12 protein-coding genes are annotated in these 16,490 nt (G+C 71.0%); 10 read left to right on the top strand and 2 right to left on the bottom strand.

The window, feature by feature from the left end:
* The first annotated feature begins 79 nt into the window (after nucleotides 1–79).
* The 6 genes from SD460_RS01825 to SD460_RS01800 all read left to right on the top strand — a co-directional run bounded on the left by SD460_RS01825 (nucleotide 80) and on the right by SD460_RS01800 (nucleotide 7,009).
* Entirely contained in the window at nucleotides 80–1,222 is a 1,143-nt protein-coding gene (locus SD460_RS01825; protein ID WP_290057767.1) for a BMP family lipoprotein, read from the top strand.
* A gap of 169 nt (nucleotides 1,223–1,391) precedes the next feature.
* Nucleotides 1,392–2,963, top strand: coding sequence for an ABC transporter ATP-binding protein (locus SD460_RS01820; RefSeq protein WP_290057769.1), 1,572 nt, complete (start codon nucleotides 1,392–1,394; stop codon nucleotides 2,961–2,963).
* On the top strand, nucleotides 2,960–4,051 hold the full coding sequence (locus SD460_RS01815; protein ID WP_290057771.1) for an ABC transporter permease: 1,092 nt from the start codon (nucleotides 2,960–2,962) through the stop codon (nucleotides 4,049–4,051). Before SD460_RS01820 ends, SD460_RS01815 begins: the two co-directional genes overlap by 4 nt.
* A complete protein-coding gene (locus SD460_RS01810; protein WP_290057772.1) occupies nucleotides 4,051–5,328 on the top strand; it encodes an ABC transporter permease in 1,278 nt (425 codons plus the stop codon). The genes SD460_RS01815 and SD460_RS01810 overlap by 1 nt, the downstream gene beginning before the upstream one ends.
* Complete coding sequence (locus SD460_RS01805) at nucleotides 5,328–5,729, top strand: cytidine deaminase (RefSeq protein WP_438860642.1); 402 nt, start codon at nucleotides 5,328–5,330, stop codon at nucleotides 5,727–5,729. The genes SD460_RS01810 and SD460_RS01805 overlap by 1 nt, the downstream gene beginning before the upstream one ends.
* Nucleotides 5,726–7,009 (top strand): thymidine phosphorylase, encoded by a 1,284-nt coding sequence (locus tag SD460_RS01800; protein ID WP_290057773.1) that lies wholly within the window; start codon nucleotides 5,726–5,728, stop codon nucleotides 7,007–7,009. The genes SD460_RS01805 and SD460_RS01800 overlap by 4 nt, the downstream gene beginning before the upstream one ends.
* A gap of 177 nt (nucleotides 7,010–7,186) precedes the next feature.
* Here the strand turns inward: SD460_RS01800 and SD460_RS01795 are convergent, their stop codons facing one another.
* Nucleotides 7,187–8,314: a coiled-coil domain-containing protein gene (locus SD460_RS01795; protein WP_290057774.1), complete on the bottom strand. Its 1,128-nt coding sequence runs from the start codon at nucleotides 8,312–8,314 to the stop codon at nucleotides 7,187–7,189.
* Between the two features lie 213 nt (nucleotides 8,315–8,527).
* On the opposite strand from SD460_RS01795, the gene SD460_RS01790 reads away from it, so the two are divergent.
* Complete coding sequence (locus SD460_RS01790; RefSeq protein ID WP_318305852.1) at nucleotides 8,528–9,622, top strand: adenosine deaminase; 1,095 nt, start codon at nucleotides 8,528–8,530, stop codon at nucleotides 9,620–9,622.
* An 88-nt stretch (nucleotides 9,623–9,710) separates the two neighbouring features.
* On the top strand, nucleotides 9,711–10,919 hold the full coding sequence (locus SD460_RS01785) for an MFS transporter (protein WP_290057777.1): 1,209 nt from the start codon (nucleotides 9,711–9,713) through the stop codon (nucleotides 10,917–10,919).
* 557 nt (nucleotides 10,920–11,476) lie between these two features.
* Here SD460_RS01785 and SD460_RS01780 read toward each other — a convergent pair.
* Nucleotides 11,477–12,745, bottom strand: coding sequence for a SatS C-terminal domain-containing protein (locus SD460_RS01780; RefSeq protein WP_290055543.1), 1,269 nt, complete (start codon nucleotides 12,743–12,745; stop codon nucleotides 11,477–11,479).
* Nucleotides 12,746–12,896: 151 nt separating this feature from the next.
* On the opposite strand from SD460_RS01780, the gene SD460_RS01775 reads away from it, so the two are divergent.
* Both SD460_RS01775 and SD460_RS01770 read left to right on the top strand, forming a co-directional pair.
* Nucleotides 12,897–15,401 carry a DEAD/DEAH box helicase gene (locus SD460_RS01775; protein WP_290055544.1) on the top strand — a complete coding sequence of 835 codons (2,505 nt, stop codon included), beginning with the start codon at nucleotides 12,897–12,899 and terminating at the stop codon, nucleotides 15,399–15,401.
* A gap of 38 nt (nucleotides 15,402–15,439) precedes the next feature.
* Nucleotides 15,440–16,483, top strand: coding sequence for a C45 family autoproteolytic acyltransferase/hydrolase (locus SD460_RS01770; protein WP_290055545.1), 1,044 nt, complete (start codon nucleotides 15,440–15,442; stop codon nucleotides 16,481–16,483).
* Nucleotides 16,484–16,490 lie beyond the last annotated feature (7 nt).

Here is a 16,490-nt window from a genome sequence, read left to right as displayed (position 1 = left end):
CCAGTCGACCCGGCAGTGGGCCCGGTCGTGCCCTGGACATCCGCTGGATCAGCGGGGAGGGAGAAACACGTTGCGTCGCATGCGTGGAACCGCGCTGGCCGCCGCGGCCATGGCCGGGGTGCTCGCCCTGGCCGGGTGCGCCAAGGACTCCAGCGGTGGTAGCAGCTCGAACAACACCGCGGCCTCTTCGGGCGGTTCCGACTGCGTCACCGCGCAGAAGCCGCCCGCGGCGCCCGCCGCCGCCAGCAGCTCGGCCGCGGCCGGCGGCAAGGTCGACGGCAGCGCGCTGAAGATCGGCCTGGCCTTCGACGTCGGCGGCCGGGGTGACGCGTCCTTCAACGACGCCGCCGCCGCGGGCACCGACAAGGCGAAGGCCGAGCTCGGCGTGACCACGGTCAACGAGAGCACCGCGTCCGCCAGCGAGGCCGAGTCGGCCAAGCAGCAGCGCCTCGACCAGATGGCCGCCTCGGGCCTGAACCCGATCGTGGCGGTCGGCTTCGCCTACGCGCCGTCGGTCAAGGTCGTCGCCGCCAAGTACCCGAACACCAAGTTCGCGATCGTCGACGACGACTCGATCCAGCTCCCGAACGTGACGCCGCTGGTCTTCGCCGAGGAGCAGGGCTCGTTCCTGGCCGGCGTCGCCGCCGCGTACAAGAGCAAGAACTGCCACGTCGGCTTCGTCGGCGGGGTCAACACCCCGCTGATCCAGAAGTTCGAGGCCGGCTTCCTGCAGGGCGCGAAGACGGTTTCGTCCAAGATCAAGATCGAGGACGACTACCTGACCCCGGCCGGCGACTTCTCCGGGTTCCAGGACCCGGCGAAGGGCAACGTCAAGGCCGCGGCCGAGATCGCCAAGGGCGCGGACGTGATCTACCACGCCGCCGGCGCCTCCGGTAAGGGCGTGTTCGACGCCGCCAAGGCGGGCAACGCGCTGGCCATCGGTGTCGACTCCGACCAGTACAACCAGAAGACGGTCGCCGCCGACAAGGACGTCATCATCACGTCCATGCTCAAGCGCGTCGACGTCGCCGTCTTCGACTACGTCCAGGCGCTCGCCAAGGGTGACCTGACGACCCTGCCGAAGCGGTTCGACCTCAAGGTCGACGGCGTCGGCTACGCCACCTCCGGTGGCAAGGTCGACGACATCAAGGACGTCCTCGACGGCTACAAGGCCCAGATCATCTCGGGCGCGATCACCGTCTCGGACAAGCCGCAGAAGTGAGGCTTATTCTGGCTAGCCCGGCGCACCTGGCCGCAGGTACATGCCCCAGCCGGCTTGCGCCGGGCGACGGTGGAATAAGCCTCACCTAGCTCACAACGCGTCGGGGCTCGGAGGATTTTTTCCTCCGGGCCCCTCACGCGTTTAGACGAGATATGGAATTCTCCCGCCCATGAGCACTGCCGAGGCCCCGGCCGAAGCCGTCCCCGACCGGGGCGCGCCCGCCGTCCAGCTGACCGGGATCACGAAGCGATTCCCCGGCGTGGTGGCCAACTCCGACGTCAACCTCACCGTCACCACCGGCGAAGTGCACGCCATCTGTGGCGAGAACGGCGCCGGCAAGTCCACCCTGATGAAGATCCTCTACGGCATGCAGCCGCCGGACGAGGGCACCATCGCGATCAACGGCGGCGAGGTGAAGCTGCGCAACCCGCAGGACGCCATCCGCGCCGGCATCGGCATGGTGCACCAGCACTTCATGCTCGCCGACAACCTCACCGTCGGCGAGAACGTCTTCCTCGGCGCCGAGGGCCTGCACGGCATCGGCCGCGCCGCCCGCGCGCGGCTGGCCGAGCTCGCGGAGCGGACCGGCCTGCACGCCAAGCCGGACACGCTGCTGGAAGAGCTCGGCGTCGCCGACCGCCAGCGCGTCGAGATCGTCAAGGTGCTCTACCGCGGGGCCAAGATCATCATCCTGGACGAGCCGACCGCGGTCCTGGTGCCGCAGGAGGTCGACGCGCTGTTCGAGACCGTCCGGGAGATGAAGGCCGACGGCTACACCTTCCTCTTCATCTCGCACAAGCTCGACGAGGTGCGCGCGATCGCCGACACCGTCACGGTGATCCGGCGCGGCACCACGGTCGGCACCGCCGACCCGAAGACGATCACCTCCCGCGAGCTGGCGGAGATGATGGTCGGGTCCGAGCTGCCCAGCCCGGAGACCCGCGAGTCCACGGTCACCGACCGGGACGTGCTGCGGCTGACCGGCCTGACGCTCGGCGCCGAGGGCTCCGACCGCAACGCGCTCGACGACGTCTCCTTCACCGTGCGCGCGGGCGAGGTGCTCGGCATCGCCGGGGTCGAGGGCAACGGCCAGACCGAGCTCGTCGAGACGATCATGGGCATGCGCAAGCCGTCCGGCGGCACGATCGAACTGGTCGACGCCGAGGGCAAGGCGCGCGACCTGACGAAGGCGGGCACGCTGGCGCGGCGCGAGGCCGGCATCGGCTACATCGCCGAAGACCGCACGCGGCACAGCCTGCTGCTCCAGCAACCGTTGTGGGTCAACCGGATCCTGGGCTACCAGACCCGCGAACCGGTCTCGAAAGGACAGTTGCTCGACATCGCCGGCGCGCGCGCCGACACCGAGCGGATCGTCCGCGACTACGACGTCCGCACGCCGGGCATCGACGTCCCGGCCGCGGCGCTCTCGGGAGGCAACCAGCAGAAGCTGATCGTCGGGCGCGAGCTGTCCGGCAACCCCGTGCTGCTGGTGGCTTCGCACCCCACCCGCGGTGTCGACGTCGGCGCGCAGGCGCTGATCTGGGAGCAGATCCGCCAGGCCCGCGCCGCCGGGCTCGCGGTGCTGCTGATCTCCGCCGACCTCGACGAGCTGATCGGCCTGTCCGACACGATCCGGGTCATGCTGCGCGGACGCCTCGTCAGCGAGGCCGACCCCGCCACCGTGACCCCGCAGGAACTGGGCTCCGCGATGACCGGCGCGGGGGAGGGTGACGAAGAATGACGTCCTGGCGTACGAAACTGCTGCCACCGCTGCTGGCGATCGTCTTCGCCGTGCTGCTGTCGGCGATCGCGCTGATCATCTCCGGGGCCGACCCGCTGAACGCGTACGGCACGATGATCGGCCAGATGTTCAAGGGCTCCACCGCGGTCGACACGGTGAACCTGGCGACGGTCTACTACCTCTCCGGGCTCGCGGTGGCCATCGGCTTCCAGATGAACCTCTTCAACATCGGTGTCGAGGGCCAGTACCGGTTCGCCGCGGTCGTCGCGGCCATCGCCGGCGGCGCGCTCAAGCTGCCGCCGGTGATCCACACGCTCGTCATCCTGATCGTGGCGGTGGCCGCCGGTGCGGCGTACGCGGCGATCCCGGCGATCCTCAAGGTCACCCGCGGGGTGAGCGAGGTGATCGCGACGATCATGCTCAACGCGATCGTCGGCGGCATCATCGCCTTCCTCATCAACGCCGACCAGTTCGGCGTGCAGACCGGCAACAACATCGGCACCCGCGTGATCGAGCCGTCCGGCCGGATCCCGGGCATCCCGCTCGGCTCGGGCACGCTGTTCGGGTTCGTCTTCATCGCCGCGCTGATCGGCGGCGCCTACTGGTTCATGCTCAACCGCACGCGGTTCGGCTTCGAGCTCAAGGCGTCCGGCGAATCCACCACCGCGGCCGCCGCGGGCGGCGTCAACGCGAAGAAGATGACGCTGATCGCGATGCTGCTCTCCGGTGGCGTCGCCGGCCTGGTCGCGATGCCGGAACTGCTCGGCCGCGACTTCAGCTATGGCATCACCTCGACCCAGATGTACGGCTTCACCGGCATCGCGGTCGCGCTGCTGGGCCGCAACCACCCCGGCGGCATCGCGCTCGGCGCGCTGCTGTGGGCGTTCCTCGACACCTCCGCGGTGTCGCTGGAGCAGATCAACGTGTCCAAGGAGATCGCGACGATCATGCAGGGCATCATCGTGCTGTCGGTCGTCGTGGCGTACGAGATCGTGCGGCGTGCCGACCTGGCCGCCGAGCAACGCCGGGTCGGCCGGGCCCTCGCCGGCCGCAAGGGTTCCACGGTCGCCGAAGGGGGTGCGGTCTGATGGCCGTCACCGACATTTCCCGGCCCGACGCGGGCAGTCCCGGCACGATGCCGGTGCACCGCAAGCGGTCCCGGATCCCGGGCTGGCTGCGCGGGGTCATCTGGGCGGTCATCGCCATCGCCGTCCTCTCGACGGCGTCCTACTCCACCGGCGTCGCCGCGCTGACGTCGTCGAACACCGCGCAGACGGCGTTGCGCCTGGCCCTGCCGATCCTGCTGTGCGCGCTGGGCGGGCTCTGGGCCGAACGCGCGGGCGTGGTCAACATCGGGCTCGAGGGCATGATGATCCTCGGGACGTGGGGCGCCGCCTGGGGCGCGTACTACGGCGGGGTGTGGGCCGGGCTGCTGGCCGCGCTCGTCTTCGGCGCGCTCGGCGGCCTGCTGCACGCGGTGGCGACGGTGACGTTCAACGTCAACCACATCGTCTCCGGCGTCGCGATCAACCTGCTCGGCCTCGGCGTCACGAAGTACCTGGCGAACCTGATCTTCGAGCCGCTGTCGGGCAACCCGCGGCAGTCGCCGGTGGTGCCGAAGTTCGACACCTACTCGGCTTCGGGCCTGTCCGACTGGCTCGGTGACCTGGAGAAGGAGCAGCGCGTCGGGATCTCCGACGTCGCCGGCATCCTGCGCGGCCTGGTCACCGAGGTCGCGCCGCTGACGATGATCGCGATCGTCCTGGTCCCGGTCAGCTTCTGGGTGCTCTGGCGGACCCGCTTCGGGCTGCGGCTGCGTTCCTGCGGCGAGAACCCGGTGGCCGCGGAGTCCCTGGGCGTCAACGTCTACCGGCACAAGTACATCGCGATGCTGATCTCCGGCGCGTTCGCCGGGATGGGCGGCGCTTCGCTGGTGCTGCTGCGCGGCGGCGCGGACTACCTGGAGAACCAGACTAACGGCCGCGGCTACATCGGTCTCGCGGCGATGATCTTCGGCAACTGGCGGCCCGGTGGCCTGCTCGGCGGCGCGGCGCTGTTCGGCTACGCGGACGGCCTGCAGCTCTCCGGCGGCGGCGAAGCGGTGCTCGCGCTGCTGTACGGCGCGGTCATCCTGGTCGGCGTGATCGTCGTCGTCCAGCTGTTCCGCCGTCAGTGGATCGCGGCCGGGCTCGGCGTCGTCGGCGCCGGAGTGCTGTACGCGATCTACTGGTCCAACGACACGCTGCCGTCGGACCTGATCCCGTACACCGCGCACTTCGTGACGCTGATCGTGCTGGCGGTGGCTTCGCAGCGGCTGCGGCCGCCGAAGGCCGACGGCCAGCCGTACCGGCGGGGTGAGGACTGATGACGTCCACTGTGTCCTCTGTGGACTGGGACGCGCTGCGGTCGCAGGCGATCGAAGCCGCTTCCCGTGCGTACGCGCCTTATTCGGGCCTGCACGTCGGGGTCGCGGGGATCGTCGACGACGGCCGCGTGGTGACCGGGTGCAACGTCGAGAACGCGTCCTACGGGCTCGGGCTGTGCGCGGAGTGCACGATGGCCGGGCAGCTGCGGCTCTCCGGCGGCGGGCGGCTCGTGGCGGTCGCGTGCCGCAGCGGCGCGGGTGACCTGCTGATGCCGTGCGGGCGCTGCCGCCAGATCCTGTTCGAGCTGGGCGGTTCCGCGTGCCTGGTGGACACGCCGAGCGGGATCCTGCCGATGTCGGCCGTCCTGCCGGACGCGTTCGGTCCGGACGACCTGCCGTGACCGCGTTCGCCGCGGTCGACGTCATCCGCGCCAAGCGGGACGGCGGCCGGCTCTCGGACGAGCAGATCGACTGGGTCGTCGACGCGTACACGAACGGCGTTGTGGCCGAAGAGCAGATGTCGGCCCTGGCGATGGCCATCTTCCTGCGGGGCATGGACTCCGCGGAGATCTCCCGCTGGACCCGCGCGATGATCGCCTCGGGTGAACGGCTCTCGCTGGACGTGTCGCGGCCGACCGTCGACAAGCACTCGACCGGCGGGGTCGGCGACAAGATCACGCTGCCGCTGGCGCCGCTCGTGGCCGCGTGCGGGGCGGCGGTGCCGCAGCTGTCCGGGCGCGGGCTCGGGCACACCGGCGGCACGCTCGACAAGCTGGAGTCGATCCCCGGCTGGCGGGCTTCGCTGACCACCGCGGAGATCGCCCGGCAGCTCGAGGACGTCGGCGCGGTGGTCTGCGCGGCGACGTCCGGGCTCGCGCCGGCGGACAAGAAGCTGTACGCGCTGCGGGACGTCACGTCGACCGTGGAGTCGATCCCGCTGATCGCCAGCTCGATCATGAGCAAGAAGATCGCCGAGGGCGCGTCCGGGCTGGTCCTGGACGTGAAGTTCGGGTCGGGCGCGTTCATGAAGACTTTGGACCAGGCGCGTTCGCTCGCGACGACGCTGACCTCGATCGGCGTCGACCACGGCGTACCGACGACGGCGCTGCTGACCGACATGAACGTCCCGCTGGGACGGGCGGTCGGCAACGCGGTGGAGGTCGCGGAGTCGGTTTCCGTGCTCCAGGGCGGTGGTCCTTCGGATGTCGTTGCGCTGACTCTCGCGCTGGCGCGGGAGATGCTGGCCCTGGCGGGCATTTCCACGGACCCGGCCGCGGTGCTGGCGTCCGGCGAGGCGTACGAGGTCTGGTGCCGGATGATCTCCGCCCAGGGCGGCGACCCCTCGGCACCGCTCCCGACGCCTGCTTCGGTGCACGTCGTGACGGCGCCTTCTTCGGGCGTGCTGGCCTCGCTGGACGCGTACGCGGTGGGCGTCGCGGCGTGGCGGCTGGGCGCGGGCCGCGCCCGCAAGGAGGACCCGGTCCAGGCGGCGGCGGGGATTCTGTGCCTGGCCAAGCCCGGCGACGCCGTCACCGAGGGTGAGCCCTTGCTGGAGCTGCACACGGACACGCCCGACGCGGTCCCCGCGGCCCTGGCGGCGCTCGAAGGCGGCTTCACCATCGCTTCGTCGGCTCCCGCCCTAGCCCCGATCGTCCGGGAGACGATCCGCGGCACGGTGTGATGATCATCGCCGCGATGATCACCCACCCGAGTGACGCCCGCGCATCTTTCCCTACGAAAGCTCCGCCCCGGGCCCCCGAAGCGGAGCTTTCGTAGGGAAAGTGCCGCGGAGTGGTTGCTCCGGAACGTGAAGAGGCCCCCGCCGGATCCGGTGGGGGCCTCTTTGTGTGGGGCTGGGTTACTCCGTGGCTTCTTCGGCGCCTTCGCCCGGCTTGGCCTTGGTGTCGGCCGGCTTCGGTGCACGGCCGTTGCGGGAGCTGCGGCGCGGCTGACGCGGGGCCGGGGGCGGCGGGGCGATCTGCTGGACGGCCGGGCCGCCACCGAGCATCAGCTCCGCGAACGTCGCCATCGCCTCGTCGAGCTGGCCGCCGATGCGGCGGACGCTCTCGTCGTTGCTCTTGCGGACCAGCGTGTCCACCGAGTCGGTGTCCGGCTGCTTGGACAGCGTGCCCTCGACCTTGGACAACCCGGCCTTGAGCGCGCCGTCGAGGTCGCCGATGCCGGAGAGGAAGCCGTCCTCCACCTTGTCGAGGCGGCCGGCCAGGTCGTCGAGGCGGGTGGTGACCGTTTCGAGGCGGTTGCCCAGGTTCTCCAGGCGGTCCGAGGCGTCGATCATCTCGCCGGTCTCGGTCAGCGCCACCTTGAGTGCTTCGGTGTTCGCGTCGATCCGCTCGTGCGTGGTGCGGCCCAGCTCGCCGACGCGCTCCTGCGTGACGCGGCTGAGCTCGTCGACCTTGCCGCGCAGCTCGTGGTCGGAGCCGTCGACGCGCTCGCGCAGCGTGTGCTCGGCCTGCTCGATCCGCTCGCGGACCGGACCGGTGACCGACTGCGGGATCGAGTCGAGCTTCGCGTCCTGCTTGTCCAGGTGGCCGCCCAGCTCGTCGAGCCGGCGGTGGATGTTCTGGAGCTTGTCCTCGAGCCCGTCCATCCGGCCGCCGACGCCCTCAAGGCGCGCCGCCATGCCGTCGAGCCTGCCGTCGAGCTGCGCGAACGGCTTGGCCAGCTTGTCGACGATGCTCTCGACCGCGCGGGTCAGTGCCGAGAGGGCGTTGTCCTGGGCCTCGAGGCGGGACATCGTCTCGTCGAGGCGCTCGGCCAGCACGCCGACCTCGGTGCGGTCGGGGAGCTCGGAGAGCCGCTTGCGGACCGCGCCCAGCGAGTCCACCGGCGCGAGGCGGGCGTAGATGTCGTCGAGCGCGTCGAAGATCTGCTGCTGCTCGCTCTCACGCACTTCGGCCGCGCGCACCAGCATGTTGCGCATCCGGTCGAAGGACGGGGCCGCGGCAATGTGGTTGTCAGTGGTCACTGCTGTGTGTCCTTCGTCGGCGGGGAAATGGAGGGACGTGCCACGAAGCTTATCGATTGCAAAAATTGCTGTCTGTATGGCCCCCGTGAAGAGCCTATTGCGGAGGCTGCCCCCGGATGGCCGATTCGTCGCATGATCGTCAACGCTGAGGGTTAGCCCGAGCCTGAGACTTACGGCCATGTAGGGGAATGACAACGAGGTTACCGTTGGGGGATGCCTGACGAAAGCCCTGTTCTGCCCAGCGAGACGCTCCGCCGCGCGCCCAAGGTGCTCCTGCACGACCACCTCGACGGCGGCCTCCGCCCGGCGACCGTCGCCGAACTCGCCGACGAGACCGGCTACGCCGGACTGCCCACCAGCGACCCGGCCGAGCTGGGCGACTGGTTCCGCCGGGCGGCCGATTCCGGCTCGCTCGTGTCCTACCTGGAGACCTTCGCGCACACCTGTGGGGTGATGCAGACCGAGGAAGCGCTGGTCAGGGTCGCCGCGGAAGCGGTGGAGGACCTGGCCGCCGACGGCGTCGTCTACGCCGAGGTGCGCTACGCACCGGAGTTGTTCGTCGAACGCGGTCTGTCACTCGATGCGGTGGTCGAGGCGGTCCAAGCGGGGTTCACGGAGGGCACTCGCCGGGTGGCCGCGAACGGCGGCCGGATCCGCGTCGGGACGTTGCTCTGCGCGATGCGCCAGCACGCCCGCGCCCTCGAGATCGCGGACCTCGCCGTCCGGTACCGCGACGCCGGCGTCGCCGGGTTCGACATCGCCGGGCCGGAAGACGGATTCCCGCCCACCCGCAATCTCGACGCGTTCGAATACCTGCGCCAGAACAATGCGCATTTCACCATTCACGCCGGCGAAGCGTTCGGTTTGCCGTCCATTTGGGAGGCGATTCAGCACTGCGGCGCCGAGCGGCTCGGGCACGGCGTGCGCATCGCCGAGGACATCAAGACCGACGCGGACGGCACGGTCCACCTTGGACGGTTGGCCGCGTATGTCCGCGACCGCCGCATCCCCCTGGAGATCTGCCCGACGTCGAACGTCCAAACAGGTACGGTCCGCTCGATCGCCGAGCACCCGATCGGCCTGCTCGCCAAGCTGCGCTTCCGGGTGACCGTGAACACGGACAACCGGCTGATGAGCGGATGCACGATGACCAGCGAATTCGCCGCGCTGCAGGAGACCTTCGGGTATGGCCTGGACGACTTCCGCTGGTTCACCATCAACGCGATGAAATCCGCGTTCATCGATTTCGACGCGCGGATCGCGCTGATCGACGGCGTGATCAAGCCCGGGTACGCCGCACTGGCCTGAGTCCCGCCTCGCCCTTGCGGTCCTTAGCCATGCCAACTATCGTTCACCATGTAGGAAGTGAGTCTTATATTGTGAGACGGTGAGGGCGATGGCGCAGGTCGCGGACGGCTCGGCGGAGCGGGTGCGGACGAGTTCGCGGCGGTGGCTCATCCTCGCGCTCGGCGTCGCCGCGCAGACCGCGAGCTGTTCGTTCCTCTACGGCATCCCGTTCCTGGTCCCGGTCATGCGGGACGCGGAGGGGCTGACGCTGGCCCAGGCCGGCACCGTCGTCGCGGCCCCGAGCATCGGGCTGTTGTTCACCCTGATCGTGTGGGGCGCGGCTGCGGACCGTTACGGAGAGCGCCTCATCATGGCCCTGGGACTGGGGGCCTCGGGGTTACTCCTGGTGTACGCCGGCATCGGTGATCACTCGGTCGGGCTCCTCTTTGGGGTGTTTCTGGCGGCCGGCGCGTGCACGGCCTCGGTGAACGCGGCGAGCGGCCGCGTGGTGATGGGCTGGTTCGCGAAGTCCGAGCGCGGCGTCGCGATGGGGATCCGCCAGACGGCCCAGCCGCTCGGCGTCGGCGTCGCGGCGCTGGGGCTGCCGCCGCTGGCCGCGCACTTCGGGTTCCGCGCGGCCGTGCTGCTGCCGGCCGGGCTGGCGATCGCCGTGGCGCTGCTGGTGGCGTGGCTGGTGACGGACCCGCCCCGGCCGCCCGCCGCTCCCGGCGGTGCCAAACCGCCCTCGCCGTACCGGCACGCGACGTTGTGGCGGGTGCACGGCGCGAGCGCGTTGCTGGTGGTGCCGCAGTTCGCGGTGTCGGCGTTCGCGCCGGTGTACCTGGTGGCGGTGCAGCACTGGAGCCCGCTGTCGGCGGGCTGGTACCTGGCGGTGGTCCAGGTGCTGGGCGCGCTGGGACGCCTCGGCTCGGGCTGGTGGTCCGACCGCGCCGGCAGCCGCCTGCGCCCGATGCGGCAGCTGGCGGTGCTGAGCTGCTTCGTGATGCTGCTGGTGGCGTTGGGGGACGTGACGTGGCCTTGGCTGGTGCTGGCGGCCCTGGCGCTGGCGGGGATCATCACGGTGGCTGACAACGGCCTCGGCTTCACGGCGTCGGCCGAGCTGGCGGGCCTGGCCTGGTCGGGCCGCGCGATGGGCACGCAGAACACGGGCCAGAACATCGCGGCTTCGCTGACCCCGCCGCTGCTGGGCCTGGTGATCGGCGACAGCCGCTACGCACTGGCGTTCTGCGTGGCGGCGATCTTCCCGGCCCTGGCGGTGGCGGTGGTCCCGGTCCGCGCGGAACACACGCGCGACTGACCCCGCCCCGCGGGGGCGCCCCCCGTCTCCAGCGTATCGGCGGCCCCCGACGAAAACCGGCCGCTTCGCCCGCGGCGGCCGCGGTTGTCCACAACCGGCCCGGCCTGTGGACGCACCCGGGCGGACCGGGCCGGGCCGGGCGGCGACGCGGCCGGCCGGGCGGCGAGCGGGGGGGGGGGGGGGGGGGGGGGGGGGGGGGGGGGGGGGGGGGGGGGGGGGGGGGGGCGCCCCCCCCCCACCCCCCCCCCCCCCCCCCCCCCCCCCCCCCCCCCCCCCCCCCCCCCCCCCCCCCCCCCCCCCCCACCCCCCCCCCCCCCCCCCCCCCCCCCCCCCCCCCCCCCCCCCCCCCCCCCCCCCCCCCCCCCCCCCCCCCCCCCCCCCCCCCCCCCCCCGGCCCCGGCCCCCCCCCCCCCCCCCGCCCCCCCCCCCCCCCCCGGCGCCCCGCCCCCCCCCCCCCCCCCCCCCCCCCCCCCCCCCGGACCCGCCGGACACCCAGCCCCGCGCACGACGAAGGCCGCCTCCCCGACTTGCGGGGAAGCGGCCTCCGAAGGGAAAACTCAAGCCACCGTCAGGCGGTTCTCGAACGTCTCCACCAGCTTCTGCCACGCGCTCTGCTCGGCGTCGAACGGCGCGCTCGGCTCGAGCCGCGTGGGGTCGGGGCGGAGGACGAACGACACCAGCCAGCCCAGGCTTTCGTTCGACGCCAGCGCCGTCTCGACGCTCTCGTCGCCCGCCCAGTCGGCCGCGTCCGTGATCAGCTCGACCGCCAGTTCCAGCTGCGTCGGGTCGATCGCCTCCGGGCCCTCCGCGATGTCCGCGTCGAGGCCGGTCAGCACGTACGTGTTCTCCGCGTCGACCTCGATCTCGAGTTCGCCCGCCGTGGCCTTCGCCAGCACCTCGTCCCACGTGGACACGTCGGCGAGGTCGGTGTCGGCCAGGTCCTTGCCGTCGGCCAGGGCCCGCGCCAGCGCCTTCGGCGACGTGAACACGTCGATCTCGCCCTCGCTGCCGAGGAACACCGGGGTGTCCTCGAGGTAGCAGCGCAGCGTGTAGTACTCCGCGCCGGACGTGATGATCTTGATCGGGTCGATGCCGACCTCGGCCCAGAAACCGACCGGGCCCTCTTCCTCGTCGTCCTCATCGGAGTCGGCGTCCGAGTCGGCGGAGTCCAGCGCCTCGAGGTCCTCTTCGCCGTCCGCGCCGGCTTCGGCCTCGGCGGACTCCTCGTGGAACGCCGCGAGCTCCTCGGCGGTCTGCTCCAGCACCTTCTCGTCGACGTCCGGCGTGGTCACCAGGCCGTCGATCGCGTCGAGCACGGTGTCCCACTTCGTCGACACCGTCTCGGACAGGTCGTTCCACACCTGGACGCCGACGCTCCCGGTGAACGGGAGGGTGCCCTGGTCGAGCAGCGAGAAGCCCTCGGTCGAGTCGAGGATCTCGTGGACCTCTTCGAGGTCGCAGACGTCGGCGAGCGACCGCACGATGCCGACGATCTCGGCCAGCTCGGCGATGTGCCAGACGTCCGGCTCCTCGGCGACGAGCTCCGGCACGCCGACGAGGTCGTACGTGTGGTCCTCGTCCGGGATCAGCTCCGGCACGTTCAGCGACGGCACCGCGTCCCACGCCGGGTGGTCCAGCAGGTCGTGGCGCTCGGACGTGCGGACGAAAGCGGCCAGGTGAGCGGCGTCCGGGAAGGCGTACAGGTCGTCCTCGTCGCCGAGGAACGCTTCCCACTCCTCGCCGTCCTCCCGCCAGCGCGGGGCCCACAGGGTGACGACGTCGCCCTGCGGCAGCCCGAGTTCGATCGGGATGATGTCCTGTGCCATTCCTAAGCCCTCCGGAGTACCGCCCGTGTGCGCGCGAGACCGAAAGTATCCCCCGGTCGGTGCGCGGTAACGCGAAGCCTACGGGTTTACCACCCGCGATGCGATCGCCCCTGCCGACTTTGCGACGAGCGGATGGCACGATGGACGCCTGATGACTCTCACAGACCTCCTGCCTGCGGATCCCGACCCCGACGCCCTCTTCGAAGCGTTCACGACCTGGACGGCCGAACGGGGCATCGAGCTGTACCCGGCGCAGGAGGAGGCGGTGATGGAGGTCGTCTCCGGATCGAACGTCATCCTCTCGACGCCGACCGGCTCCGGGAAGAGCCTCGTCGCCGTCGGCGCGCACTTCACCGCGCTCGCCCACGGCCGCCGCAGCTACTACACCGCGCCCATCAAGGCCCTCGTCTCGGAGAAGTTCTTCCAGCTCATCGAGATCTTCGGCGCCGACAACGTCGGGATGATGACCGGCGACTCCAGCGTCAACGCGGACGCGCCGATCATCTGCTGCACGGCCGAAATCCTGGCGAACATCGCGTTGCGGTTCGGTGCCGACGCGCCGGTCGGGCAGGTCGTCGCCGACGAGTTCCACTTCTACTCCGAGCCCGACCGCGGCTGGGCGTGGCAGGTGCCGCTGCTGGAGCTGCCGAACGCCCAGTTCGTCCTGATGTCGGCGACCCTGGGCGACGTGTCCTTCTTCGAGAAGGACCTCACCCGCCGCACCGGCAGGCCGACCGCCGTCGTCACGTCGGCGCAGCGCCCGGTGCCGCTGACCTTCCGCTACGCGCTGACGCCGTTGCACGAGACCATGTCCGAGCTGCTCAACGGCGGCCAGGCGCCGGTCTACGTCGTGCACTTCTCGCAGGCCGCGGCCATCGAGCGGGCGCAGACGCTGATGAGCATCAACGTCACCACCAAGGCGGAAAAGGAGGCGATCGCCGACCTGCTCGGCGATTTCCGCTTCTCCGCCGGGTTCGGGAAGACGCTTTCGCGGCTGGTCCGCCACGGCATCGGCGTGCACCACGCCGGGATGCTGCCGAAGTACCGCCGGCTGGTCGAGACGCTGGCCCAGTCCGGGCTGCTCAAGGTGATCTGCGGGACCGACACCCTCGGCGTCGGCATCAACGTGCCGATCCGGACCGTGGTCTTCTCCGCGCTCACCAAGTACGACGGCGTCCGCCAGCGCCACCTCAAGGCGCGCGAGTTCCACCAGATCGCCGGCCGCGCCGGGCGCGCGGGCTACGACACCGACGGCTACGTCGTCGTGCAGGCGCCCGACCACGTCGTCGAGAACGCCAAGGCGCTGGAGAAGGCGGGCGACGACCCGAAGAAGAAAAAGAAGATCGTCCGGAAGAAGGCCCCGGAGGGGTTCGTCAACTGGACCGAGAGCACGTTCGACCGGCTCATCGCGGCCGAGCCCGAGCCGCTGACGTCCAGCTTCAAGGTCACGCACTCGATGCTGCTCAACGTGATTTCGCGGCCGGGCAACGCCTTCGAGTCGATGCGCCACCTCCTCGAGGACAACCACGAGGACCGCGCGTCGCAGCGCAAGCTGATCCTGCGCGCGATCGCGATCTACCGCGCACTGCTCGCCGCAGGCGTCGTCGAACGGCTGCCCGAGCCCGACGAGCAGGGCCGGATCATCCGGCTCACCGTCGACCTGCAGTTCGACTTCGCGCTCAACCAGCCGCTTTCGCCGTTCGCCCTGGCCGCGATCGACCTGTTCGACCTCGAGTCGCCGAGCTACCCGCTCGACGTCGTGTCCACTGTGGAATCCACTGTGGACAACCCGCGTCCGGTGCTGTCGCAGCAGCAGTTCAAGGCGCGCGGCGAGGCCGTGAACGCGATGAAGGCCGAGGGCATCGAGTACGACGAGCGGATGGAGCTGCTCGAGAACATCACCTACCCGAAGCCGCTCGAAGAGCTGCTGCAGGGCGCGTTCCACAGCTACCGCCAGGGCCACCCGTGGGTCGACGACTACGAGCTCTCGCCGAAGTCCGTGGTGCGCGACATGTACGAGCGCGCGATGAACTTCGTCGAGTACATCGGGTTCTACCAGCTCGCCCGGTCCGAAGGGCTGGTGCTGCGCTACCTCGCCGACGTCTACGACGCGCTGCGCCACACGGTGCCCGACGAGGCCAAGACCGAGCCGCTGCAGGACCTCATCGAGTGGCTCGGCGAGCTGGTCCGGCAGGTCGACTCCAGCCTGCTGGACGAGTGGGAAGCGCTGCGGCACCCGGACGAAGAAGGCCCGGTCTCGACGCGGCCGCCGTCGGAGCCGCCGGCCGTCACGCGCAACGAGCGCGCGTTCCGCGTCCTGGTGCGCAACGAGCTGTTCCGCCGGGTCGAGCTGTTCGCGCGGCGGGCGTGGTTCCCGCTCGGCGAGCTGGACGCGGCATCGGGCTGGGACGCCGACGCGTGGCAGGAAGCTATCGAGGACTACTTCGAGGAGTACGACTCGCTCGGCACCGGCCCGGACGCGCGCGGCCCGGCCCTGCTGCTGATCGAGCAGCTGCCGGACGTCTGGAAGGTGCGGCAGATCTTCGACGACCCCGCGGGCGACCACGACTGGGGCATCAGCGCCGAAGTGGACCTGGCCGCGTCCGACGAGGCTGGCGCTGCGGTGCTCCGGGTGACGGACGTGGGTGCGCACTGACCGTTGCGGATTCCTGACTGCTCAGTCATCGTGATCACATGGTGGCGACAGTGCGGGAGCACCGGCTCGGCGACGTGCGCTGGACGATCGTCCGCGGGCCGCGGGAAGCCGCTTTCCGCGCGCTGGGCGAGTACGCCGCCGCCGACATCCGGACCGTCCTGGCGGGACTGCCGTCGTGGCCGGTCACCGCGCGGGCCCGGCGGTCGCCGGTGCGCTTCCGGGCGGTCGAATCGGCGTCGCAGGTCGAGCACCCGGACGCCTACGCCGAGCTGACGGCGCTGGCCGACGGCGCCGGGGTGCCGTTCGACGACCTGCTTCTGGCCAACCTGCGCGGCGACCTCGGCGCGGGCGACGGCACCGGCTGCACGGACCTCGCGTGGGCGGGTTCGCCGAGCCTGCTCGGCCACAACGAAGACGGCGCCCCGGTGTTCGACGGCATCGGGCGCCTGCTGACGCTGCTGATCGAGGGCGAGCCCGGCGTCTGCGTCTGGTGGTACCCCGGGTTCCTGCCGTCGAACACGTTCACGCTGACCACGCACGGGCTGGTGTGGGGGATCGACAGCGTGAGCGTGGTGACGCCGTCGCCGTGCGCCGGGCGGCACTTCGTGGCGCGCACGGCCCAGCGCGCGACTTCGGTGGCGGAAGCGGTTTCACTGCTGCGTGCCCACCCGTCGGCGGGCGGCTTCGCGTACACGATGGGCGCACTCGGTTCCCCGGCGGTGACGGTGGTCGAGAAGGCGGGCCACGACACCGCGGTGACCACTGTGGCCAGTGGGTTTTCCTGGCACACCAACCACTTCCGCCGGCTGCCGCCGCACCTGGACGTCGCTCCGGAGGAGAGCCTGGACCGCGCCGAGGTGTGCGCGCACCTGGCCCCGGCGTCCCCCGACGCGAAGTGGCTGGTTTCGGCGCTGACGAACGACGTCCACCGCGACGCGACCGGCGGCGACGAGCTGCTGACGTTGAGCACGCTGGTGACGGACCTCGGCTCGGGCGAGGTGACGCTGGTACCCCGCGGCGGCGAGCCGCTGCGGGCACTGGCCCGTGACCTGGCGCGGGGGAACGTCGACGCCGTGGGCTGAACGGCGC

The organism is Amycolatopsis solani (assembly GCF_033441515.1).
Lineage (GTDB): Bacteria > Actinomycetota > Actinomycetes > Mycobacteriales > Pseudonocardiaceae > Amycolatopsis > Amycolatopsis solani.
The sequence above is the reverse complement of the archived record's forward strand: the minus strand, read 5'-3'. Positions and strand labels throughout refer to the sequence as shown.